The 22,253-nt window shown below is 72.5% G+C and carries 19 protein-coding genes; 5 read left to right on the forward strand and 14 right to left on the reverse strand.

Annotated elements, in window-relative coordinates:
• Positions 1–882 (forward strand): succinate--CoA ligase subunit alpha, encoded by an 882-nt coding sequence (sucD, locus tag ACLJQE_RS28700; RefSeq protein WP_410642530.1) that lies wholly within the window; start codon positions 1–3, stop codon positions 880–882.
• Complete coding sequence (locus ACLJQE_RS28705) at positions 882–1,697, forward strand: LysR family transcriptional regulator (RefSeq protein ID WP_410642531.1); 816 nt, start codon at positions 882–884, stop codon at positions 1,695–1,697. Before sucD ends, ACLJQE_RS28705 begins: the two co-directional genes overlap by 1 nt.
• Here ACLJQE_RS28705 and fdhD read toward each other — a convergent pair.
• The 4 genes from fdhD to dinB all read right to left on the reverse strand — a co-directional run bounded on the left by fdhD (position 1,685) and on the right by dinB (position 6,740).
• Complete coding sequence (fdhD, locus tag ACLJQE_RS28710; protein WP_410642532.1) at positions 1,685–2,518, reverse strand: formate dehydrogenase accessory sulfurtransferase FdhD; 834 nt, start codon at positions 2,516–2,518, stop codon at positions 1,685–1,687. The genes ACLJQE_RS28705 and fdhD overlap by 13 nt on opposite strands.
• 1 nt (position 2,519) lies before the next feature.
• The gene (locus ACLJQE_RS28715; RefSeq protein ID WP_410642533.1) at positions 2,520–3,818 is read right to left on the reverse strand and encodes an OFA family MFS transporter; all 1,299 of its coding nucleotides are present in this window, start codon (positions 3,816–3,818) and stop codon (positions 2,520–2,522) included.
• Positions 3,819–4,341: 523 nt separating this feature from the next.
• Positions 4,342–4,752, reverse strand: a complete 411-nt coding sequence (locus tag ACLJQE_RS28720) for a histone-like nucleoid-structuring protein Lsr2 (RefSeq protein ID WP_410642535.1) — start codon at positions 4,750–4,752, stop codon at positions 4,342–4,344.
• 797 nt (positions 4,753–5,549) lie between these two features.
• The gene (gene dinB, locus ACLJQE_RS28725; protein WP_410642537.1) at positions 5,550–6,740 is read right to left on the reverse strand and encodes a DNA polymerase IV; all 1,191 of its coding nucleotides are present in this window, start codon (positions 6,738–6,740) and stop codon (positions 5,550–5,552) included.
• Between the two features lie 154 nt (positions 6,741–6,894).
• Here dinB and ACLJQE_RS28730 point away from each other — a divergent pair, with 154 nt between their 5' ends.
• Together ACLJQE_RS28730 and ACLJQE_RS28735 are read left to right on the forward strand one after the other, a co-directional pair.
• Positions 6,895–7,314, forward strand: coding sequence for a hypothetical protein (locus ACLJQE_RS28730; RefSeq protein WP_410642538.1), 420 nt, complete (start codon positions 6,895–6,897; stop codon positions 7,312–7,314).
• Positions 7,315–7,347: 33 nt separating this feature from the next.
• On the forward strand, positions 7,348–7,860 hold the full coding sequence (locus ACLJQE_RS28735; protein WP_410642539.1) for a 2'-5' RNA ligase family protein: 513 nt from the start codon (positions 7,348–7,350) through the stop codon (positions 7,858–7,860).
• Positions 7,861–7,945: 85 nt separating this feature from the next.
• Here the strand turns inward: ACLJQE_RS28735 and ACLJQE_RS28740 are convergent, their stop codons facing one another.
• Genes ACLJQE_RS28740 through ACLJQE_RS28750 form a run of 3 tightly spaced genes read right to left on the reverse strand, consistent with a single transcriptional unit; the run spans position 7,946 to position 10,080 of the window.
• Positions 7,946–9,025 (reverse strand): hypothetical protein, encoded by a 1,080-nt coding sequence (locus ACLJQE_RS28740; protein WP_410642540.1) that lies wholly within the window; start codon positions 9,023–9,025, stop codon positions 7,946–7,948.
• 9 nt (positions 9,026–9,034) lie between these two features.
• Positions 9,035–9,625 (reverse strand): hypothetical protein, encoded by a 591-nt coding sequence (locus tag ACLJQE_RS28745; RefSeq protein WP_410642541.1) that lies wholly within the window; start codon positions 9,623–9,625, stop codon positions 9,035–9,037.
• A gap of 20 nt (positions 9,626–9,645) precedes the next feature.
• Entirely contained in the window at positions 9,646–10,080 is a 435-nt protein-coding gene (locus ACLJQE_RS28750; RefSeq protein WP_410642542.1) for an XRE family transcriptional regulator, read from the reverse strand.
• A gap of 352 nt (positions 10,081–10,432) precedes the next feature.
• Between ACLJQE_RS28750 and ACLJQE_RS28755 the strand changes: the two genes are divergently transcribed.
• Positions 10,433–11,545 carry a DUF4037 domain-containing protein gene (locus tag ACLJQE_RS28755; RefSeq protein ID WP_410642543.1) on the forward strand — a complete coding sequence of 371 codons (1,113 nt, stop codon included), beginning with the start codon at positions 10,433–10,435 and terminating at the stop codon, positions 11,543–11,545.
• A gap of 39 nt (positions 11,546–11,584) precedes the next feature.
• Here ACLJQE_RS28755 and ACLJQE_RS28760 read toward each other — a convergent pair whose 3' ends face one another.
• From ACLJQE_RS28760 to ACLJQE_RS28790, 7 genes are all read right to left on the reverse strand, one after another.
• Positions 11,585–14,809 (reverse strand): TIM-barrel domain-containing protein, encoded by a 3,225-nt coding sequence (locus ACLJQE_RS28760; protein ID WP_410642544.1) that lies wholly within the window; start codon positions 14,807–14,809, stop codon positions 11,585–11,587.
• Positions 14,810–14,952: 143 nt separating this feature from the next.
• Entirely contained in the window at positions 14,953–15,279 is a 327-nt protein-coding gene (locus ACLJQE_RS28765; protein WP_410642545.1) for a hypothetical protein, read from the reverse strand.
• 556 nt (positions 15,280–15,835) lie between these two features.
• Positions 15,836–17,194, reverse strand: a complete 1,359-nt coding sequence (locus ACLJQE_RS28770) for a rhamnulokinase (RefSeq protein WP_410642828.1) — start codon at positions 17,192–17,194, stop codon at positions 15,836–15,838.
• A 44-nt stretch (positions 17,195–17,238) separates the two neighbouring features.
• Positions 17,239–18,660, reverse strand: coding sequence for an arabinose isomerase (locus ACLJQE_RS28775; protein ID WP_410642546.1), 1,422 nt, complete (start codon positions 18,658–18,660; stop codon positions 17,239–17,241).
• 16 nt (positions 18,661–18,676) lie between these two features.
• Entirely contained in the window at positions 18,677–20,707 is a 2,031-nt protein-coding gene (locus tag ACLJQE_RS28780; RefSeq protein WP_410642547.1) for a bifunctional aldolase/short-chain dehydrogenase, read from the reverse strand.
• Between the two features lie 2 nt (positions 20,708–20,709).
• Complete coding sequence (gene rhaI / locus ACLJQE_RS28785; RefSeq protein ID WP_410642548.1) at positions 20,710–21,885, reverse strand: L-rhamnose isomerase; 1,176 nt, start codon at positions 21,883–21,885, stop codon at positions 20,710–20,712.
• Positions 21,882–22,226 carry an L-rhamnose mutarotase gene (locus ACLJQE_RS28790; protein ID WP_410642549.1) on the reverse strand — a complete coding sequence of 115 codons (345 nt, stop codon included), beginning with the start codon at positions 22,224–22,226 and terminating at the stop codon, positions 21,882–21,884. Before ACLJQE_RS28790 ends, rhaI begins: the two co-directional genes overlap by 4 nt.
• Positions 22,227–22,253: the final 27 nt, after the last annotated feature.

The raw sequence follows: 22,253 nt of genomic DNA on the forward strand, positions 1-22,253 counted from the left end.
GTGGCCATCTTCCTGGACGAGAACAGCCGGATCGTCGTCTCCGGCATCACCGGTTCCGAAGGCGCGAAGCACACGCGGCGGATGCTGGCCGCCGGGACGGACGTCGTCGGCGGGGTCAACCCCCGCAAGGCCGGGCAGCACGTGGACCTCGGGGACGCGTCGTTGCCGGTGTTCGGCAGCGTCGCGGACTCGATGGCGGCGACGGGGGCGGACGTCTGCGTGCTGTTCGTGCCGCCGCCGTTCGTCGCCGACGCCGTGCTCGAGGCGGTGGACGCCGGCATCGGGCTCGCGGTGGTGATCACCGAAGGCGTCCCGGTGCACGACAGCGCGCGGCTCTGGGCGCACGCCGTCGCGGCCGGCGGACGGACCCGGATCATCGGCCCCAACTGCCCGGGCATCATCTCCCCCGGCCGGTCGAACGCCGGGATCATCCCGGCCGACATCACCGGCCCCGGCCGGATCGGCCTGGTGTCGAAGTCCGGCACGCTGACCTACCAGCTCATGCACGAGCTGCGGGACATCGGGTTCTCGACCTGCGTGGGCATCGGCGGAGACCCGATCATCGGGACGACGCACATCGATGCGGTCGAGGCGTTCGAAAAGGACCCGGAGACCGACCTGATCGTGCTGATCGGCGAGATCGGCGGCGACGCCGAGGAGCGGGCCGCGGAGTTCGTGCGGGCCAACGTGGCGAAGCCGGTCGTGGGCTACGTGGCCGGGTTCACCGCCCCGGAAGGCAAGACGATGGGCCACGCCGGCGCGATCGTGTCGGGATCGGCGGGAACGGCCGCGGCGAAGAAGGCGGCACTGGAAGCGGCCGGGATCCGGGTCGGGCGCACGCCGAGCGAGACGGCGGCGCTGGCCCGCGAGCTCCTCGGCTGATGGAGCTCCGCCAGCTGGCGGTGGTGGTGGCGGTCGCCGAGGAGGGTGGCTTCACGGCGGCCGCCCAGCGCCTGCGGACGGTCCAGTCGACGGTGTCCACAGTGGTCAGGGCACTGGAGCGCGACCTGGGCACGCCACTGTTCCACCGCACGACGCACCGGGTGGTCTTGACGCCCGCGGGCGAGGCGTTCGTTCCCGCCGCGCGGGCCGCCCTGGAGGCAGCGGAACGGGCCCGGGCCTCGGTGTCCCCCGTGGACGGCCGGGTGCGGCTCGGGGTCTGCCCCGGCTTGCTGGCCGACCTGCACCGGGTCCTGGCCCGGCTGCGGCACACGCACCCGGGCCTGGAGGTCGAGGTCAGCCAGGTGCGGCCGGAGGAGGTGGAGTGCGGCTTGCGCGAGTCTCTTGTGGACGTGGCGCTGTTCTTGGCGCCCGGCGACTCCACGGCCGGACCGGTCATCACCCCGCTTGCCCCGGAAGAGCTGGTTCTCGCCACCGCACCCGGCGGCTCGTGCTCCGCCCCCACCGACCTCTCCGGACTCTCCCTTGTGGACTTTCCACCCGGCTGGGCGATCCGGGATGCCGTCGACCGCGCCTTTCCCTGCCGCCGGGTGTCGCTGGAGGTCGACGATCTCGCCGTGGCCGCCGGGCTGGTGCGGGCCGGCCTCGCCGCCGGCGTCCTTCCCGCCTCCGCCGCCGCGCGGTTTCCCGAGCTCACCGTGCGGCGGTTCGACCGGCCCGTTCCGTGGCAGCTCGCCGCCGGGCACCGGGCCGAGGCCGGCCCCGCCGTCGCCGCCGTGCTCGCTCAGCTCGGCTGAAGACCCAGGCGGTCCGGTCGCGTGTAGACGTTCATCGACGTCCCGCGCAGGAACCCCACCAGGGTCAGGCCCAGCTCGGCGGCCAGGTCGACCGCCAGCGACGACGGCGCCGACACCGCGGCCAGCAACGGGATCCCGGCCATCGCCGCCTTCTGCACCAGCTCGAACGACGCCCGCCCGCTCACCATCAGCGCCGTTCCCGGCAGCGGCAGCCTGCCGTCCCTGGCCGCCCAGCCGACGACCTTGTCCACCGCGTTGTGCCGCCCGACGTCCTCGCGCAGGCACCGCAGCTTCCCGTCGGCGTCGAACAGGCCCGCCGCGTGGAGGCCGCCGGTGCGGTCGAAGACCCGTTGCGCCGCACGCAGTTCGTCCGGCAGCGTGGCCAGCGTCGCCGGGTCCGTCGTGAACGGGTCGTCGCCGATGGGCCACGTGACCGTCGTGCGCACGGCGTCCAGGCTCGCCTTGCCGCACAGGCCGCACGAAGACGTCGTGTAGAAGTTGCGCTCCACCGAGGCGTCCGGCGGGGCGACGCCGTCGGCGAGCACGACGTCCAGGACGTTGTACGTGTTGCCGCCGTCGGCCGTGGCGCCGGCGCAGTAGCGGATCGACCGGATGTCGGCCGCCGCGCGGACCACGCCCTCGCCGACCAGGAACCCGGCGGCGAGGTCGAAGTCGTCGCCGGGGGTCCGCATGGTGATCGTCAACGGCTTCCCGGCGACCCGGATCTCCAATGGCTCTTCGACGGTCAGCGTGTCCGGCCGCGTCGTCTGCACGCCGTCGTGGACGCGCAGCACCCGCCGCCTGCTGGTCATCCGCCCCACGTCACGCCGCCGGCAGCAGCGACTTGGGCCGGCCCGGCTGGGTCAGCCGCCCGGACAGCACCGCACCGGCCAGGCTCAGCACCCCGGCCGCCGCGAACGCGTGTGCCGGCACGACGAACGCGGCCAGTCCGATCCCGACCACCGCGCCGACGGCTTTGGCGCTGTAGAGGATCCCGAAGTTCTGCGCCGCCGACTCCTCGCCGAAGTACTCGCGCACCAGGCCGACGAGCAGCGTGTAGCAGCAGCCGTTGCCGAGGCCGGCGAGCGCGACGCCCAGCAGCAGGCCGACGGCGTGCCGGTGTTCACCGGAATAGAACAGGACGAACTGGGCGAGGCCGCCCGCGAGCAGGCCGAAGCGCAGGATCCGGTGCCGGCCGAGCCGGTCGGCGAGCCGTCCGATGAGGACACGGCCGCTGCCGGTGGCCGCGGCGAGCAGGGCCAGCGCGGCCGCGGCGAGCCCGGGACCGCTGCGCGCGGCGGTGAACGTCGCCAGGTAGGCCAGGTCGAACAGCAGCACGGCGGCCGCGAGCACGACCACGAGGTACAGCGAAAGCGTCGTACCGCACCGGAACAGTTCCGCCGGCCGGTAGTGCCGGACCGCCGGGCGCCGGTTGTGCGCTCGGTCGAGGGCCCAGGCCCGGGGTTCGGGCGTGGCGGGCCACCAGTGGCGCGGCGGGTACCGCAGCAGCGCCGCGCACCCGGCGATGACGGCGAACACGACCCCGGCGGTGACGTCCAGGAGCACCGGCCGCGCGGCCGGCAGCGCGGCGGCGAGCACGACGAAAGGCACGCTGCCGAAGGCGAACGCCCCGCTGACGAGGCCGGTGCGGGGGCCGGTGCGGTCCGGGAACCAGGCGAGCACCGCGCCGACGCAGGTGGCGTACACCAGGCCGGTGCCGAGCCCGCCGAGCACGGAGTAGCCGAAGAACACGGCCGGCAGGCTGGTCGCGTGGCCGAGCGTCACCAGCCCGGCAGCGCACAGGACCGCGCCGAGGGCCATCGCCACGGGCGCGGGGAGCAGGCCGCGATCGCGGAGCCACGCCACCGGGAACGCGGCCCCGGCCTGGCAGACGGCCCACACCGCGAGCGAGAGAACGATCCCGCCGAACGTCCACCCGGGCGTCCGGCTCAGCGACGGGACGATCGCGCCGAAGCCGTACTGCTGCACCCCGGCGGCGAGCATGGCCGCCGCGGCGAGCCAGGTGATCCAGCTCCGCGGCCGGCCCAGCAGCTCCCGGTCGGACTCGCCGACGCGGTACCGCCGTCCGTGGACATCCCGGAGTTCGCGCACCTCGGCCATGGCGACCACCTCTCCCGCCGACTGGAGATTGTATGCAGTATGAAGTAGTCCGAGTGTGCGCGCTCGGGGCCCCGATGTCCACCGGACGGAGCGGTCGAGGCCCGGATGGCGGAGTCACGCCGAAAGCGGTCGTGAAGGTGCGAAGCGACCAGGAAGCGAGAGTGCCCGGCGATGCGAACAGCAGGGCGGCCGATCGAAGCGGCTCTCACGCCGCGATGGGGAGGCGGCCCGGTGGCCATCGAGGGAGGAGGCGGCCACCGGACCGGTGCTCCGCCGCGGTACCGGCCGCGTGGAGCACTGACAGTCTGGCCACCCGAGCGGCTCTCCGACAAGCCTTCGGCGCCCGCCGGGCCGGGCGATGCCCGTTTGGCGGCGCCGGGATCGGCGCGGCCGTCCACATCGAACCGGACGCGTGACGGTGAGGCACGACAGGAACACCGAACGCCACCCGTGAACGCTCAGGTGGCAGCCGGACGGCGAGGCCGCGCCGGGTGGCGCGGCTTCGCCGGCACGAACACGGCTTTCAAGCCTTCTTGCGGGTCGCTCGCTTGCGCACCGGCTTGACTTCGGCCGGTTCGGCCGCCGCGGCCTGGTCGGCTTCGAAGCCGGCGATGATCTCACTGGACAGGCGGCCGCGCTCGGCGACCTCGTAGCCGTTCGCCTGCGCCCACTCGCGGATCTGCCGGTTGCGCTCGCGGTCGGTGCCCGAGCCCGACGGGGCGGACAGCGACTGGCCGGTCGCGAGGCGGACCTTGCGGCCGCCGATGCGCCGCGCGGCGGCAACGTAACGAGCCAGTTCGTCCCGCAGCGCGGAGGCGTTCTCCTCGGACAGGTCGATCTCGTACGTCACCCCGTCGAGACTGAAGGGGACGGTCTGCGAAGCCTCGCTGCCGTCGAGGTCGTCCACCATCTGGACCTGCACCCGTTGCGCCATGATTCGTCGTTCCTCATCTTCTCCAGAACACGGTCGGACTGACCCTAACCTGTCGAATCACGCCCGGCACGCGCGACACCCTGAAGCGTCCACAATGGCCGCCCGGGCGAGCGGGTCGCCCGCGTCCAGAGTGACCGCAACCGGGCCGAAATGCTCGTCGCCTTGGCCGATATTTGATTTCGTGATATGCTCGAAATCAAATCGGTACCGTGGCGGCATGAACCCCTCGGCTTTCCCCGCTAATGCTCCCCGCGCCGGCCACACCGCCTTCACGGCCGCTGCCGTGCGAGCAGCACATTTGCGGACAGTTTGCCTTCTCCGGCACCGCCCGGCACGCCTCCCGGACTACCATGCCGAGGAACTCCCGGTCCACCACCGGCTCCAAGATAGCCGTCCGGTCCAAGCCGGTGCCCGCGCCCGAGCCGGTTGACCGAAGCGCGCCCGATGCGTGGCAATTCCGGTATAGACCAGTATGCGATTCTGCGTGCCGGGCTCGATTCGTTCGCGGATCGGACGCCGTCGCGACGATTCCGCGTGAGCGACGTCGGCCACCCGGCAGCCAATCCGGGAACTGCCGGACCGCGCCGGCGTCACCAGACCGGCTCCGGCCACCTTCGGCCCGGCCGACTTCGCGGCCGAACGCCGCGGAACGGCTCGTCCAGAGTGGACTGACTCGTTTCACCCCGTGTTCGCCGGCTGGCTCGGTGTCACCACGCACGCGGCCCGAACGCGATTGCCGCGCCCGTTGCGGGGAGCCCGGCGATTCACGCCCGATCCGAAAACCCGGTTCTTCCGGTTCAGTCGGGCAGCATCGGCACTTCGAGGTCGTCCGGACGGCCGAGCAGGACCGCGCGGGTGACGGCGGCCTTGCCGAACCGGTCCCGCACGGCGTCGAGCGCCGTGTCGAGATCGGTCGCCCGCTGCGGTTCGAACGGCAGGGCGGGCTGGAACGGGTTTTCGTCGGCCAGGTTCGACAGCGCCGCGCCCAGCAACGTGATCCCGCGGTCGGCGATCAGCGGCAGCGCGGCGACGAGCAGGTCCCGCGCCGCGGCGAGCAGCACACCGGTGCCCGCGGTGGGATCGGTCAGCGTGTGCGAGCGGGTGGCGCGCGAGAAGTCGGCGAACCGCAGGCGGATCGTCACGGTCCGGCAGACGCGGCGGGCGGCGCGCAACCGGCGGGCGATCCGGTCGATCAGCGCCACGAGGACGACGTCGAGCTCGGCCGGTGTCCGCCTGCCGCGGCCGAGGGCCCGCTGGGCACCGATCGAGCGCCGCCGTGTGCCGATCTCGACGCGGCGCGGGTCTTCGTTGTGCGCCAGGTCGTGCAGGTGCGCACCGGCTCCGCGGCCGAGCAGGCCGACGAGGTCGACGTGCTCGGACGCGGCCAGCTGGCCGACGGTCGTGATCCCGCGCGCCCGCAGCTTCTCGGCGGTGACCTTGCCGACGCCCCAGAGCGCGGAAACCGGCAGCGGGTGCAGGAACTCCAGCTCGCCATCGTGCGGGACGACGAGCAGGCCGTCCGGCTTGGCGACGCGGCTGGCGACCTTGGCGAGGAATTTCGTCCGCGCCACGCCGACGGTGATCGGCAGCCCGGCCCGGTCGGCGACGGCCGCCCGCAGCCGTTCGGCGATCCGGCTCGGCCGCCCGCCGATCCTGGCCAACCCCCCGACGTCGAGGAACGCTTCGTCGATCGAGATGCCTTCCACCCACGGCGTCGTGTCGTGGAAGACCTCGAACACCGCCCGGCTGGCGGCCAGGTACGCCGACATCCGCGGGCGCACGACGACCGCGTCCGGGCACAGCCGGCGGGCCTGCGCGCCACCCATCGCCGTGCGCACGCCGTAGGCCTTGGCCTCGTAACTGGCCGCGAGCACGACCCCGCCGCCGACGATCACCGGCCGGCCCTTCAGCGCCGGATCGTCGCGCTGTTCGACCGAGGCGTAGAACGAGTCGAGGTCGGCGTGCAGGATGGGCCCCTCGTCGGTCATAGAACATATGTTCGCATACCCGTGGGCCGAAATCCGCGCGTCCGCCTACCGCGGGTGACGTACCGCCGGTCGAAACTGCGCGTTTTTACGGTTGTCCACCCTCTGTCGCCCAGCTCACACTCGAGGCAACGAACACCCGACCACTGGGGGCGACATGACCGAGAAGTGCCGATGCGGCGACCACCACGCGTGGGCCGCACCGAGTCTGCAGGACCGGCCGGCAGCACCGCGGCAGCCGCTGCTGGCGGCCACCCTGGCGCGCGAAGACCGCTCGGAGGACGCCGGCGGCCTCGACCCGACCGATCGCGTGACGTGCCGGACGCACCGCCGCTGGCTGCACGACTGCGTGGCTTCGCCGGTGCACACGAACCCGGCGATCGGGTACCGCTGGTGCCGTCGCTGCGACCACCAGGCACTGGTCGCGGTGGACGAGCTGGCCGGCGAGGTGACCATCCGGTGCGAGCTGTGCGGGTCGGTCCCGCACAGCCGGGCCAACCAGGAGCTGGTGGAGCTGTGCCGCCGAAGCCTGGCCCTGGCCCGCTCGGGACGGTTCCCCCAGGCCGCCGTCGCCTGACGGCGGTGATCGTCCGGCTGCCATGATGCAGCGGTGCCCGAACCCGGAACCACCGCGCTGGTGATCCTGCTGCCCGCCGCCGAGCCGGCGCTGGCCGCGGCCCGGCGGGTCGATCCCGCTCTGGTCCGGCCCGGCTTGCCTGCCCATGTGACGGCGCTGTACCCGTTCTTGCCCGACGGAGCGCTGACCGACGAGGTCCTGGCGGAGGTCCGCTCGCTGGCGGCCGCGGTCACCCCTCCGGAAGTGCAGCTGGCGGAGTTGGTGGTGGCGCCGGGTTTCGTGGCTTTGGCCGCTCCGGCTTTGCAGGCCGTTGCCGACGCGGTTTGTGCTCGGTGGCCGGAAGTTCTGCCGTACGGGGGCCGGTTCGGGCCGCGCCCGGTCGCGCACTTGACGGTCGCGATGGGCGGTTCGGACGAGACGCTCGAGCGGGTCGCCGGCGACGTGCGGCCGCTGCTGCCGCTGGCCGATCGCGCGAAGTCGCTGCAGCTGGTGGCTCTGACGGATCGCGGCTGGGAGCCGCGGCTGGAGGCACCGTTCGGCGGGTGAGCGGTCGGCACAGCGATGACGATCGTGGAGTCGGTGCCTTGGTGAAGTGACTACACCTTCGCACTCGATACGCCTTTGCTGCCGGTCACGGGCCGGCGGCGTCGGGCGCCCGCGTTCCCTCCAGCCTCCGGTACGCGCGGGCGATCGCGCGCAGCCGGGCCACGTCCGCGGCGAACGGTTCCGCCGCCGCGGTGGGCGGCTCCGTCTCGGACGGCTCGTCCGGCAGGTCGCGCACCAGCCTCGCCGCCGTCGCGGGCGGGAGGTCCGGGGTCACGCCCGCCAGGATCAAGCCGTCGTTCGTCTCGCTCATCGCCGTCAGGAGACGCTCGCGGCGGGATGGCCCCGCCGGGTCGATCCGGACGATCTCCGGGAACCGCCGGGTCAGGTGGCCGCGCAGGGGCCGTAGCAGGCGAAGCGTCCGGGCGTCGCGGCGCGAAGCCGCCAGGCCCGGGATCGCCGGGATCGTCAGGCCCAGGACGATCAGCAGCACCGACACCGCCGGGAAGCCGACGTCCAGGGTGCAGGGCAGCGTCGAGAACGGCCCGCGGCACAACGCCTTGACCGGGTGTTCGGCCTGCAGGGCGCGGATCGTCGCGATCACCTTCCCGCCCAGGTAGGCCACCGCGAACGCCGACGCCAGCAGCAACAGCGCGAGCCCCGCCCGCAGCGCTCCCCCGCTCGCCCGGATTGTCACCGCCGCCATGAAACCGATGTCGAGCACCGCGAAGCCCAGGTACACCGTGTAGGTGAAGACGTAGACCACCAGCGTCGGGTGGGTGCGGTACAGCTCGTCGAACACGCCGATCCCGCGCGGCAGCCCCGACGTGCTGAAGAACGTCACCACCAGCACGGTCAGCGCCACGCCGAGCGCGACCAGCCGGGTGCGGCGGCCGCGGTCCCGGGTGCCGCTGATCTCCGCGACGGTCAAGCCGATGCCGTACGCCGCGACCATCGTCGCCAGGTTCGACAGCAGCCGGCCGAGGCTCGGGTAGATCTCACTCTCGAACTGCTGCGCCCGGTTGGACAGGAAGCAGAACGCCGCGCCCAGCGCGATGAGCGAGATGGCCAGGCCCGCACCCGCGCCGGTGCGCCGCGCCCGGACCGCCCGCCAGATTCCGGCGAACAGGGCGAAGAGCCCGACTCCGACGAAAAGTATGTCGATCACGGGACGCGACTATCCCAGGAGTGCCGCCAGCCGCCTAGCCTGGTCCGCCGCTCGGCCGGACGCGCCCGGCTGAACGGCGGGTGGCTCGCTCGTCGCCGCGCTCATCAGCAGCACGGCGATCAGCTCGGCCTCGTACTCGTCGGTCCCGGTCGTGACGCGGGTCAGCAGGTGCGACAACGCCCGCGGCGCCAGGTCCGGGGCGAGCTCGGCGGCCTCGGCCTCCGACATCAGGCACGTCCCGGTGTGCGCGCACAGCATGTGGGCCAGCTCGTGGGCGATGATGTGGTCCTGGTGCAGCGCCGACGTGTGCTCGGTGTAGGCGATCAGGTCGTAGTCCGGGCGGGCCTGCCACGCACCGGACGGCTGACCGGGCCGGTACGCGATCGGGACGAGGTCGATTTCGCGCCCGCGCCACGCTTCGAGACCGTCGACCCAGGCGTTCATCGACCACGGCAGCGGCAGCGGGACGGCGGCGAGCACCGTCCGCACGCGCTCGCGTGCCCGGTCGCGGAGGGCCGGCAGGCCGCGGTCGTCGATGGGTCCTCCCTGGTCACCGGGCGCCAGCCGGGTGCACCGGGGCGCGAACACGGACGAGGTCATCGTAGCCGAGCCGGCGGCCGTCACTCCGGCTTCCGCCGCCGGCCCTCGCGACGCCGGGTGTCGTCGTAGCTGCCGAGCTGGTCCAGCAGCGCCGTCACGGTCTCGCGGTCACGCGGCGAGAGCCGCATGGCCCGCTGCGCCAGGTTCCGCGCCTCGCTGTCGCGCCACGCCACGACGTCTTCGACCTGCCGGTCGACCTGGCCGGCGACCTGGTCGTCGAAGAAGTACGTCACCGGCACGCCGAAGAACTGGGCGAGCGCCTGGATGTGCGAGCGCTTCGGATCCTTCCGCGCGCCCACGGCCAGCTGCTGGACGTGGGTCGCCGACATCGAGACGCCGGTCTGCTCGGCGACGCCGTGCGCGATCTCCCGGTACGAGTACGGCTTGCGGTCGGGCGGGTGCACGGTCGCGATCAGGTGCGCCAGCCGTTCGGCGAAACTGCGCTCTTCGCTCACCACACACCACCTGCAGCCATGAAACGTGACATCGGACAGCCTAGCTGTTCCGAAAACTTGACACACCCTGTGCCGGAAAGACTACGATACCCCTATCCGGTGTTTCGGAAACGTGACACCGGCCCGGGGTGGCGCAGCGGCCCACGGGTGACTCACGTGGCCGCTGGGGGTGGCCACGCGCCTAACCCGCCCGCCGCGCCGCCCCTTCTCATCCTTGCGCCGGATGGCGGATTCCCCGGCGTGAACGGCCGCCGGGCCCGGTGAATCGCGGCGCGAGTCCCGGTCCGCCTCACCACGACGCCCCGCGATATCCGGTCGCGTCGTTCGCCGCCGACGGGGCACCATGCCGTTCATGGCCACCTCGTTCATCCCCGGCTTGGAGCTGTCACGCCGCCTCTACGAGGAGGCGGTACACCCGCTGATCCGCGCGCGGTTCGGGGACCTGCCCCACGCGGCCGCCCGGATCGGCACCGGCTCGGAAGTCCTCGGGTTCGACACCGCCCGCTCCGCCGATCACGAATGGGGGCCGCGCCTGCAGTTGTTCCTGAGCCGCCACGACGCCGGCCGGCACGCCCAGGACATCGTCTCGGCGCTGAGCGACGAGCTTCCCAAGACGTTCCACGGATTTCCCACGAACTTCGCCCCCACCGAGAACGAGCACGTGCGCCGGATGGAAGTCACCGCCGGGCCGGTCTTCCACCGCGTCGACGTGGCGAGCCTCGACGGGTGGCTCACCGATCACCTGGGATTCGATCCACGCGACGTCGTCACCCCATTCGACTGGCTTGCCACCCCGACCCAGACCCTGGCCGAATTCACCGGCGGCGCGGTCTTTCACGACCGGACCGGTGAACTCACCGCCGCTCGTTCCCGGCTCGCCTGGTACCCGGAGCCGGTCTGGCGCTACGTCCTGGCCTGCCAATGGCAGCGGATCGCCCAGGAAGAGGCCTTCGCAGGACGCTGCGGAGAGGTCGGCGACGAACTCGGCTCGGCCGTCGTCTCCGCACGTCTCGTGCGCGACCTCATGCGGCTGAGCCTGCTGCTGCACCGCCGCTATCCGCCCTACGGCAAGTGGCTCGGCAGCGCCTTCGCCCGGCTCCCGTTCGCAGCCACGGTGACTCCGGCACTCACCGGCGCGCTCGCCGCCACCACGTGGCGGGACCGGGAAGCTCACCTTGCCACGGCCTACTCGGCCGTCGCCGGGCTGCACAACCGGCTCGGGCTCACCGAGCCGCTCGACCCCGGCACCCGCCCCTACCACGACCGGCCGTTCCAGGTCCTGCGCGCCGAGCGATTCAGTCAGGCGCTTCTCGCCGGCATCAGCGACCCCCGGCTTCGCGGGCTGCCGCCGACCGGCGCCATCGACCAGTTCGCCGACAACACCGATCTGCTCGGCGACCGCGCGGCAACTCGTGCCGTGACCGCGGCGACGTGTTGCCGTCCGTCTGTCCACGGACCTGGCTGAGCGGAGCCGGGGCGACGCCCCGGCTCCGCCCGCCGGAGCTCAGTACGTGACCGTCACCGGTGCCCGTCCCGGGTGGGCCGGCGCCGTCACCGTCAACGTCTTCGTCGCCGCGTCCCACTTCCACGCCGTCGGCGGTGCCCAGCCGTTGCCGATCTTCACCCGGCTCGGAGCCGCCGCCACGCCGAGGAACTTCACCGTCCACTCGCGAGGCGCCACCCGGAACGAGCCCTGCGCAGGCGCCACCGTCACCGTGTGCGCCCCGAAGCGCTCGTTGTAGGTGATCTTCGTCGACGACGAACGCGACGACGACACGCCGTTGTCCTCGTACAGGGAGAACGTCCCCGAGCCACCCGGCGCCACCGTCACGGTCACCCGGTTCAGCGGGTTCTGGACGTCGTTGGTGACGTCGGCCGTCCGCGTGGCCGTGATGCCGCCCGCGCGGAGGAACACCGGCATCGTGCCCAGGTCGGACGTGACCTGCTGCGTCGTCCCGCCCGCGTACGTCTTGCCCGTGAAGTAGTCCGTCCACTGGCCGGGCGGGAACCAGACCGACGTCGTCGCCGACGTGCCCGGGGACGTCACCGGCGCCACCAGCAGGTCCGGCCCGTAGAAGTACTCGCTCTGGGCCGCCGCGTACGCGCCCGGCTCCTCCGGGTACTCCAGGTACGTCGGGCGCACCACCGGCACGCCGGTCGTCGCGGCTTCCTGTGCCAGCGTGTAGGTGTAGGGAACCAGGTTCTCGCGCAGGTTCAGGAACTTCGTCGCCGACGCCTTCGCCGCGTCGCCGTACTGCCAGGGCAGCCGGTCGCCGTGGTTGCTGTGCAGGCGGTCGATCGGCTGGAACGTGCCCAGCTGCACCCACCGCGCGTACAGGTCGTCCGGCAGCTTGGACGTCTGACGCTGCTGGCCGCCGGAGGTGTAGGTCTCGCTGCCGGGCAGGCCCGTCGTGTCGTTGTGGCCGCCGATGTCGTGGCTGATCGCCGACATGCCCGTCGCCGCCGACTCCGCCGGCGTCACGCCGACCTCCATGCGCAGTGTTCCCCACGTCGAGGACGTGTCACCGGTGAAGTGCAGCGTGCTGCGCTTGTCCGCCCACGGCCCGGTCGCCAGCCCCGTCGGGCCGCCGTAGCCGCCCGCCTGCAGCGACCCGTACGCCCGGGAGATGACGAACCCGCGGCCGGTCGCGGGTGCGGCGAGGTCGGCGTACTGCTGGTTGATCCAGGCGTCCGGGGTCACGCCGGGCAGGCTCGAGCGCGAGGCGTCACAACACCAGTCGAGCCACCAGAAGTCGTTGCCCTGGCGCATCATCCCGGCGTGCAGGTCGAGGTAGGCCTTGAGCTGGTCCGGGTCGCCCCAGTCGAAGACGTAGCAGTCGGTGCCGCAGCCGGACTTGACCAGCTTGCCCTTCGCCGTCGCCTGGGCACGGGCGAACTGCGGGTCCGAACCCATGATGCTGGGGTGGATGTTGAGGTTGTTGTGCAGGCCCTGGGCCTTCGACCAGGCGAAGAAGCCGGCCGGGTCGGGGAACTTGGCCGTGTCGACCTGCCAGCCGTTCCAGGTGTCCGGTGCCTTGAAGTCGGTGTCGGTCACCAGGACGTCCAGCGGGACGCCTTCGCTGCGGAACCGGGGCAGGATCGTGTCGCGGTAGTCGGCCGCGGTGCGGTCGATGTACTCGGAGTACCAGACGCCGTAGGCCCAGCGCGGCAGCAGCTGCGGCGGCCCGGTCAGGGTCGCCAGGTCGCGCAGGCCCGTCTTGTAGTCGTGGCCGAAGGCGAAGAGGTAGCCGTCCTGGTAGGGGTTTCCGCCGTGGGACGGCCGCTGCGTCACCGCGCGGGTCCGCGTGTCGTACAGCGCCGAGGGGGTGTCGTCGAGCAGGTACCAGCCGTCCTGGTGCAGGAGCCCTTCGGTCATCGACGGTGTGCCGTTGTCGCCGTTGACGCCGTCCAGGCCACGCCGGTAGCCGCCGAGCGCGAGGTGCGGCGACGGGGCGGTGCCCCCGGCCGGGGTGACGGCGACGGTGTCGACGTTGACGTGGCAGCTGGTGTCCTCGGGGCAGGCGAGGACGACGTCGTTCGTGCCTGCCTTGAGGTCGACCGGCACGGACGCGCTCTTCCAGGCGTCCCAGCCGTCGGTGACCGGGAGGCTCAGCGTGCGGGTGACGCCGTTCGCGGTGACCGCGGCAGTGCGCGTTTCGTGCCGGCCGTCGCCGCCGGTGCCGTTGGCGTACCGGACGTGCAGCAGGTAGGTGCCGTCGGCCGGGACGTCCGCCACGCGGTGGGTCAGCGTCGAGCCGCGGTTGAGCTCGGCGACGAATCCTCGCCCGGCGTACCCGGTGTGGTCGGCCGCCACGACGGCGGACCCGGTGCGGAGCCCGGCTTCCGCCTCGCAGCTCACCCCGGCCGGGCAGCCGGTGAACGCGCGCGCCGAAGCCGGCGGGAACGGCGCACCGGCGGCCAGGACGGCCAGTGCGTCGAGGTTGACGTTGCCGGAGTCGGCCGCGGTCCGTTCGACGCGGACGTTGTGGCGTCCGGCGCCGAGGGTGACCGGGACCGAGGCCAGGGCCCAGGCGTTCCAGTCGGCCGTCACGGGCAGCGTGAGCTTGTGCGCCGCGCCGCCGTCGACCGAGACGCTCAGGGTGCGCGTGACGTGCTGGTTGTCGCCGCCTTGTCCGTTGGCGTAGCGGGCGGTCAGCGAGTACGTCCCCGCGGTGGGCGCGAGGACGTCCGCCGTCACCGAGTTGCCGGTGCTTTCGAAGCCGGCGAGGAAGCCTTCGCCGGTGTAACCGGAGTGGTCGGTGGCGACGCCGAGCCCGTCGGTCGTGAGGTCTTCGGCTTCGCACAGCGAACCGGTCGCGCAGGTCAGGTGGCGCCAAGGGGCCGCCGGCACCGGGGTCGCCCCGGCGGTCGTGCGGAGCTGGAGGTTGCCGCCGTCGAACGGGCCGGAGTTCAGCCGGTAGGTCAGCGTCGCCGCGCTCGTCCGGATGGTCAGCACGCCACCGGAAACCGTGCTCGTGTACGGCGTCGGCGTGAACGCACCGCGGCCGACGGCGTTGAAGGTGGCGGCGTCGGTGAACCGGCCGTCGCCCGCGTATTCGGTGCGGATCAGGGTCGGGGACAGCACCTGGAAGCGGGCGTTCCCGGCGGTGACGGCCTGGCGCACGGGCCCGGCCACGGCGGGCGTCGCGACGGTCACCGCCGCGACGGCACTCCCGGCGACGACGAGCGCACAGGCCCGCCGGATGGTTCTCGCTGTTCTGGTCCGCACGGCGGAACTCCGTTCCGGTGAAGGGGACTCGGCGGCGTTACAACGTTGGAAATCTGAGCACAGCGGATCGGCTGATGTCCAGACCACTGAGCGGACCTGTCCCGGACAGATCAGCGGCCGGTCGGCCACCGGGTGGCCGGCTCTCACGCCGAGTGCCCGCCGGGCCCGCGATCGTCGCGACCCGTTGGCAGCCGCGCGAGACGAGCCTGTCCGCCGCGAGCCGGGCGCCGTCCTGGTGGGCGACGTCGACGTAGCAGACCGGCGCCGGGCGGGCCGGCCACGAGAACAGTGCCGTGGGGGGCGCCCGCGCCGGTCAGCAGGTGCGGGAGCGGGTCCTCCGGGTGCAGGGAAATCAGCAGCACCCCGCTCACCTGCTCCTGGCGCAGCTCCGGCACCAGCTTTTCGCGCTCTTCGTCGCTGTCGACGAGCATCAGCAGCGGGTGCAGCCCCTGCGGGCGCAGGTGCGCCACCACGCCTTCGGCGAGCCGGCCGTGACCGCAGCGGGGGTGCGCTCACCGCGATCACGGTGAAGAGCACCCTGGCGCGGCAGGCGCTGACCGACGTCCGCGCGGCGGTGTCGGGCTACCGCGAGGTCACGCTGGCCGACGAGCTCGCCCGTGGCCGCGAGCTGCTGTGCGCGTGCGGGGGTCGCCGCGGACCTGTCGACGGCCACCGACGTCGTGGGCCCGGCCCACCAGGAACTCTTCGGGTGGGTGGTGCGCGAAGGGCTCACCAACGTGGCCCGGCACGCGCGGGCGACGCGGTGTGCGGTGACGCTCTCGGCGTCCACGGTGGAGGTCGTCGACGACGGCGTCGGCGGGGCGGCGAACGGCGGTCCCGGGCTGGCCGGGTCGCGCGTCGTTCGTCGACGCTCGCCACACCGGCCGAAGGCAGCGGCTCAGAGCGCCCCAATGTGGCCTTCGGTGCGCTCAACGCACCCAATGTGGCCTTCGGTGCGCTCAACGCAACCAAGGCCACCTTGGGGCGCTCGGGCCGCTGTCGACGAATCTTGGGTTGCCAGGACCTTCAGTCGCGCAAGCGGGCCTCCGCGGCCGCCCAGTCGGCGGTCCCCGACGGCTCGTAGCGGCGGATCTCCTGCGTCTCGCGCACCAACGCCCGCATTGCCGCCAGGTCCGGCAGGTCCTCCCCCAGCGCACGGGCCTGGACCAGCACGTTCCCCAGCGCCGCCGCTTCGACCGGGCCCGCCAGGACCGGGACTCCGCAGGCGTCCGCCGTCGACTGGCACAGCAGCTCGTTGCGGGCGCCGCCGCCCACCAGGTGGATCACCTCGACCTTCCGGCGCGTCAAGCGGGATGCAGAGTGGATCGCCCGGCGGTGGGCCAGTGCCAGGCTGTCCACGATGCAGCGGACCACCGCCGCGCGGTCGGACGGCGGGCGCTGGCCGGTGGCCCGGCAGGCCGCCGCGAGCCGGGCCGGCATGTCGCCCGGGGGCAGGAACGAAGGGGCGTCGATGTCCACCACCGCCGCCAAGGCCGGCGACGAAGCCGCGGCGGCCAGCAGCCCGGGCAGGTCCGATGTGGACCACGTGCGGAGCGTCTCCGACAGCACCCACAGGCCCATCACGTTGCGCAGGAACCGGATGGTGCCGTCGACGCCGCCCTCGTTCGTGAAGTTCGCCGCCAGTGCCTCGTCGCTCAGCTCCGGCGCCGTCAGTTCCAGGCCGGCCAGCGACCACGTGCCCGCCGAGATGTACGCGAAGTTGGTACCCGGGGACGCGGGCACCGCGACCACCGCCGACGCGGTGTCGTGGGACCCGACCGCCACCACCGGCAGGCCGGCCAGTTCGTCCGCCGTGCCCACCACCGTGCCGGGGTCGCGCAGCGGCGGCAGCAGCCGCGGCGGGATCCCGACCCGCGAAGCGAGCGAGGTGGCCCACGTCCGCTCGCGGACGTCGTACAGCTGCGTGGTCGACGCGTTCGTGCGCTCGGCCCCGATCGACCCCGTGAGCCAGTGGTTCAGCAGGTCCGGGATGAGCAGCATCGTCGACGCCGCGTCGAGCCGATCGCCTTCGGACACCAGCTGGTACAGCGTGTTGAACGGCAGCTGCTGCAGGCCCGTCACGTCGTAGAGCTCACGCGCGGAGACAACCGCAGCCACCGAAGCCGGCACGCCGTCGGTGCGCGAGTCGCGGTAGCAGACGGGGTTCCCGAGCAGCGCGCCGCGGTCGTCCAGCAGCCCGTAGTCGACGGCCCAGGAGTCGATGCCGACGCCGTCCAGGCGCCCGGCGTCCCGGATCCCCGCCAGGGTCTCGCGGTACAGCCCCAGGATGTCCCAGTACAGCGACGGCCCGGCGCGGACGCCGCCGTTCGGGAAGCGCCGCACCTCCTCGACGGTCAGCAGCGACGGCCCGGCCGTCCCGGCCATCACCCGCCCGCTGGACGCGCCGAGGTCGACGGCCGCGACTCGCTTCACGGACGCACCACCGTCAGTTCCAGGCCGAGCAGGTCCGCGACGGCCGTCAGCTCGGCGACGCGGTGGCCGGTGCCGAGCGCCCAGTGGTGCGCGATGCCGCTCGCGGACCAGGCGTCGGTCCACTCCCCCGGGTCGCAGCCGAAGTCGACGCGGGAGGTCGTGTTGCCGATCCGCAGCAGCGGCCCCGGCACGACCGTGCCTTCCGACGCGATGAGCGTGAACGTCCCGTCGCGGCGCTGGCCGAGCCCGCACAGCGTCACCGGCCCGTGCTTGACGTCGAACTCCACCGACACCCCCCAGCCGCGCTTGCCGTGGTAGACGCCCAGGCCGCGCAGCAGCGGCTTGCGGGCACTGATCCCGAGGTGCGCCGGGCCGTCGTGGCCCATCTCGACCACACGATCGCGGAAGTTCAGCGCCTGCAGCTCGGTGAACGAGCCGCCGGCGCCGAGCCGGTCCATGACCAGCATGGCCAGTGACGTCCGCAGCTCGTACTCGCCGACCGCCGGGATGCCGCGCGCGGTGAGCAGGGACGCGCCGAGGATGAACCCGGCGCCGACGCGTTCGTGGGTCTCCCCGTCGAGGCCGCGGTGGTAGTAGGCCAGCGAGTCGAGCGAGAAGTCGTCGACGAGCCGGTCGAGGGCCACCGAGACCCGGGCACCCCACGCGAAGTCTTCGTCCACAACGGACTCGTCCACAGTGAACACTTCGCGGGCCAGCGCGACGCGTGCGCCGGTTTCGTCGTCGGTGACCTTCTCCACGCGCACCCGCAGGTCATCGACCTCCAGGATTTCGACGTGCCCGCCGAGCTGGGCCGAGACCAGCGTCGGGTCGGTGGCGACGTCCATCATGCCCGGGTAGAGGTGCCCGAGCAGGCCGTGCCGCCCGTGCCGCAGCGCCGCCCGGACGCCCGCGGCCTTGATCCACCGTTCGATCCGCGTCCACGCCCGCGGGTCCTCCAGGTACCCGGACACCGAGCGGAACTCGACGCCGAGGCGGCGGAAGGCGTTGGCCATCTCCGGCAGCGGGCAGGCACCGCAGTAGGCCAGCCACGCGCCGGTGTCGAAGGACTCGTGGTCCATCGCCTCGGTGGGCTGCAGGTTCAGCAGCAGCACCGGCGCGCCCGAGCGCTGCGCGACCGGGGCCAGCATGCTCGACGTCAGGTACGTCGTGAGGAAGCCGATGATCAGGTCGCACCCGGCCACCCGCAGTTTCTCGGCCGCGGCCGCGCCTTCGTGGGCGTCCGAGACGAACCCCGCGTCGACCACCTCACAGTCCATGGTGGACAGCCGCTCGGTGACGCGCCGGGCCGAAGCCTGCAGCTGGGGCAGCAGCGAAGGGAACTGCGGCCAGTACGCCCCGAGCCCACCGGAAACCAGGCCGACGCGGGTGCGCCGCGGGGTGATGCGATCCAAAGTCATCGGTTTCCTCCGGAACTCAGCGCAGGAACGCGGCCGCCACCCCGGCGTCCACCGGTACGTGCAGGCCGGTGGTGTGGGTGAGCTCGCCGCCGGTCAGCGCGAACACCGCCGCCGCCACGTGCTCGGGCAGCACTTCGCGCTTGAGGATGGTCCGCTGGGCGTAGAACTCGCCGAGCTTCGCCTCCTCGACGCCGTAGACGGCGGCCCGCTGGGCGCCCCAGCCGCCGGCGAAGATGCCGGAGCCCTGGACGACGCCGTCGGGGTTGACGCCGTTGACCCGGATGCCGTGCGCGCCGAGCTCGGCGGCCAGCAACCGGACCTGGTGGGCCTGGTCGGCCTTCGCGGCACCGTAGGCGACGTTGTTGGGGCCCGCGAACACCGAGTTCTTCGACGAGATGTAGACGATGTCGCCGCCGATGCCCTGCGCCACCATGGCTTTCGCCGCGGCCTGCGAGACCAGGAACGACCCCTTGGCCATCACGTCGTGCTGCAGGTCCCAGTCGCGTTCGGTCGTCTCCAGCAGCGGCTTCGAGATGGACAGCCCGGCGTTGTTGACGACGAGGTCGATGCCGCCGAAGGCGAGCACGGTGGCGTCGACCGCGGCCCGCACGGCGTCGGGGTGGGTGACGTCGGCGAGGAACGAGATCGCCTTGTCGGCGTTCCCGATTCCGGCGGCCACCTCGGCGGCGGCGTCGAGGTTCAGGTCGGCGATGGCGACGCAGGCACCCTCGGCGGCGAGCCGCTGCGCGATGGCCTTGCCGATGCCGGAGCCCGCCCCGGTGACCAGGGCGATCCGCCCGGCCAGCGGCTTGGGCTTCGGCATCCGCTGCAGCTTCGCCTCTTCCAGCGACCAGTACTCGATCCGGAACTTCTCGCTTTCCGGGATGGGCGCGTAGGTGGACACCGCCTCGGCGCCGCGCATCACGTTGATCGCGTTGACGTAGAACTCGCCCGCCACCCGCGCGGTCTGCTTGTCCTTGCCGAAGGAGAACATCCCGACCCCGGGCACCAGGACGATCGCCGGGTCGGCCCCGCGCATCGCCGGCGAACCGGCCTCGGCGTGCCGCTCGTAGTAGGCGCGGTATTCGTCGCGGTACTCCGCGTGCAGTTCCTTCAGCCGCGCGACGACGTCCTCGAGGGGCGCGGTCGCGGGCAGGTCCACGACCAGGGGCCGCACCTTCGTGCGCAGGAAGTGGTCCGGGCACGACGTGCCCAGCGCGGCGAGCGGCGCGAGCTTCTCGCGGGACAGGAACTCCAGCACGACGTCACTGTCGGTGTAGTGGCCGATCTGCCGCTGGTCGGTCGAGGCCAGCCCGCGGATCACCGGCGCCAAAGCGGCCGCCCGCGCCCGGCGCTCGGCCGCGGGCAGCGCCTCGAACCCCGGGACGACCGGCCCGAACGGCTCCGGAGCACCCCGGGACGCGAGGAACTCTTCGGCGGTCCGGATGATCTCCAGGGAGTTCCGCTCGCACTCGTCGGAGGTCGCGCCCCACGCGGTGATGCCGTGCCCGCCGAGGATCACGCCGATGGCCTGCGGGTTCGCCGCCTTGACCGCGGCGATGTCGAGGCCGAGCTGGAACCCGGGCCGCCGCCAGTCGACCCACGCGACGCGGTCGCCGAAGCATTCCTTGGTCAGTCCCGGCCCGTCGGCCGCCGTGGCCAGCGCGATGCCGGAGTCGGGGTGCAGGTGGTCGACGTGCGGAGCCTCGACGAGACCGTGCATCGCGGTGTCGATCGACGGTGCCGCCCCGCCTCGCCCGTGCAGGCAGTAGTCGAACGCGGCGACCATCTCGTCCTCACGCTCGACACCCGGGTAGACCTCGACCAGCGAACGCAGCCGGTCCAGCCGCAGCACCGCCAGCCCCGCCTCGGTGAGCGTGCCGAGGTCTCCGCCGGACCCCTTGACCCACAGCACGTCGGTGGGCGAGCCGGTGACCGGGTCGGTCACCGAACCCTTGGCCGAGGTGTTGCCGCCGGCGTAGTTGGTGTTGCGCGGGTCGGCCCCGAGCGCGTTGCTGCGCGCGATGAGCTGCTCCGGCACGGTCATCCTCATGCTCCCCATCCGGCCTGCGTGCCACCGGCCCGCTCGGCCACGATCTTTTCCTGGTACCCGCTGCGGTGGTAGGCCGCGATCGGGTCCGGGTCGAGCCCGGCTTCCGTGCGCAGCTCGGCCAGCAGCGGCCGGACGTCGGTGTTGTAGGCGTCCATCAGCACGGCGTTCGCCTCGAGGACGTGGCCCGCCTGCTGGGCGGCCCGCAGCGCGGCACGGTCGACGAGCAGGGCCTTGGCGGTGGCTTCCTGGACGTTCATCACCGACCGGATGATCGCCGGGATCTTCGCCTCGATGTTGTGGCACTGGTCGAGCATGAACGCGATCCCGTACGACGGGTCCAGCGCGTCGGCGCGGACGATCTCGTACATGATCCGGAACAGCTGGAACGGGTCCGCCGCCCCGACCATCAGGTCGTCGTCGGCGTAGAACCGCGAGTTGAAGTCGAACGCGCCCAGCTTCCCGGCCCGCAGCAGGAACGCCACGATGAACTCGATGTTCGTCCCGGGGGCGTGGTGGCCGGTGTCGATGCACACCGTCGCCCGCTCCCCCAGCTCGATGCAGTGGGCGTAGGACGTGCCCCAGTCCGGGACGTCGGTGGCGTAGAACGCGGGCTCGAACAGCTTGTACTCCAGCAGCATCCGCTGGTCCGGGCCCAGCCGGTCGTAGGTCTCCTTCAGCGCGGCCGCCAGGCGGTCCTGCCGGTCGCGGATGTCGTCCTGACCGGGGTAGTTGATCCCGTCGGAGAACCACAGCTTCAGGTCCCGCGACCCGGTCGCGGCCATGATGCCGATGGCTTCCAGGAGGTGGTCGGTCGCCTTGCGGCGGATGCCCGGGTCCGGGTTGGTCACCGAACCGAGCTTGTAGTCCTCGTCCTGGAAGACGTTGGTGTTGATCGCACCGATCTCGACCCCGAGGTCCCGCGCGTACGCGGTCAGGGCGCCGTAGTCGTCGACCTTGTCCCACGGGATGTGCAGCGCCACGCTCGGCGCGACCCCGGTGAGCTCGTGCACCACGGCGGCGTCGGCGATCTTCTCCTCGGGCGTGCGCGGCACCCCCGGTTGCGGGAACACCTTGAACCGGGTGCCCGAATTCGCATACGCCCACGACGGCGTCTCGATGCGCTGGGCCCGCAAGGCCTGCTTCACGGCCGTCAAGTCGCCCACGGCGATCACTGTCCTTCCGCGACGGTGGGGGGTTCGAGGTGGAAGACCTCGGGCACGAGCTGGAAGCCCTCGTCGGGCGGCCCGCCGTCGAGGCCGGTGAAGAACTCCGCCATCTCCGCCTGCCAGCGGGTGTTGACGTCGGTCTTCGCCATCGCGGCCTGCGCGGCGGCGAGGTCGTCCGCCTCGACGTAGCCGATCAGCAGGCCGTCCTCGCGCAGGAAGAGCGAGTAGTTGCGCCAGCCGGTGTCGTGCAGGGCCTGCCGCATCTCCGGCCAGACGGCGCGGTGACGCTCGGCGTACTCGGCCGCCCGGTCCGGCTTGACCTGCAGGCAGAAGCAGTATCGGGGCACAGTCCGTCCTTGGTGGAACCCGGCCGG

It is taken from the genome of Amycolatopsis sp. lyj-346 (genome assembly GCF_046548975.1).
Taxonomy (GTDB): Bacteria; Actinomycetota; Actinomycetes; order Mycobacteriales; family Pseudonocardiaceae; genus Amycolatopsis.

Bases quoted from the DNA above. Each gene is read 5' to 3' on its own strand.
- ACLJQE_RS28705 (WP_410642531.1), top strand. From the start codon at position 882: ATGGAGCTCCGCCAGCTGGCGGTGGTGGTGGCGGTCGCCGAGGAGGGT.
- ACLJQE_RS28715 (WP_410642533.1), bottom strand. From the start codon at position 3,818: ATGGCCGAGGTGCGCGAACTCCGGGATGTCCACGGACGGCGGTACCGC.
- ACLJQE_RS28720 (WP_410642535.1), bottom strand. From the start codon at position 4,752: ATGGCGCAACGGGTGCAGGTCCAGATGGTGGACGACCTCGACGGCAGC.
- dinB (WP_410642537.1), bottom strand. From the start codon at position 6,740: ATGACCGACGAGGGGCCCATCCTGCACGCCGACCTCGACTCGTTCTAC.
- ACLJQE_RS28730 (WP_410642538.1), top strand. From the start codon at position 6,895: ATGACCGAGAAGTGCCGATGCGGCGACCACCACGCGTGGGCCGCACCG.
- ACLJQE_RS28745 (WP_410642541.1), bottom strand. From the start codon at position 9,625: ATGACCTCGTCCGTGTTCGCGCCCCGGTGCACCCGGCTGGCGCCCGGT.
- ACLJQE_RS28755 (WP_410642543.1), top strand. From the start codon at position 10,433: ATGGCCACCTCGTTCATCCCCGGCTTGGAGCTGTCACGCCGCCTCTAC.
- ACLJQE_RS28770 (WP_410642828.1), bottom strand. From the start codon at position 17,194: ATGGCCGGGACGGCCGGGCCGTCGCTGCTGACCGTCGAGGAGGTGCGG.
- ACLJQE_RS28775 (WP_410642546.1), bottom strand. From the start codon at position 18,660: ATGACTTTGGATCGCATCACCCCGCGGCGCACCCGCGTCGGCCTGGTT.
- ACLJQE_RS28780 (WP_410642547.1), bottom strand. From the start codon at position 20,707: ATGACCGTGCCGGAGCAGCTCATCGCGCGCAGCAACGCGCTCGGGGCC.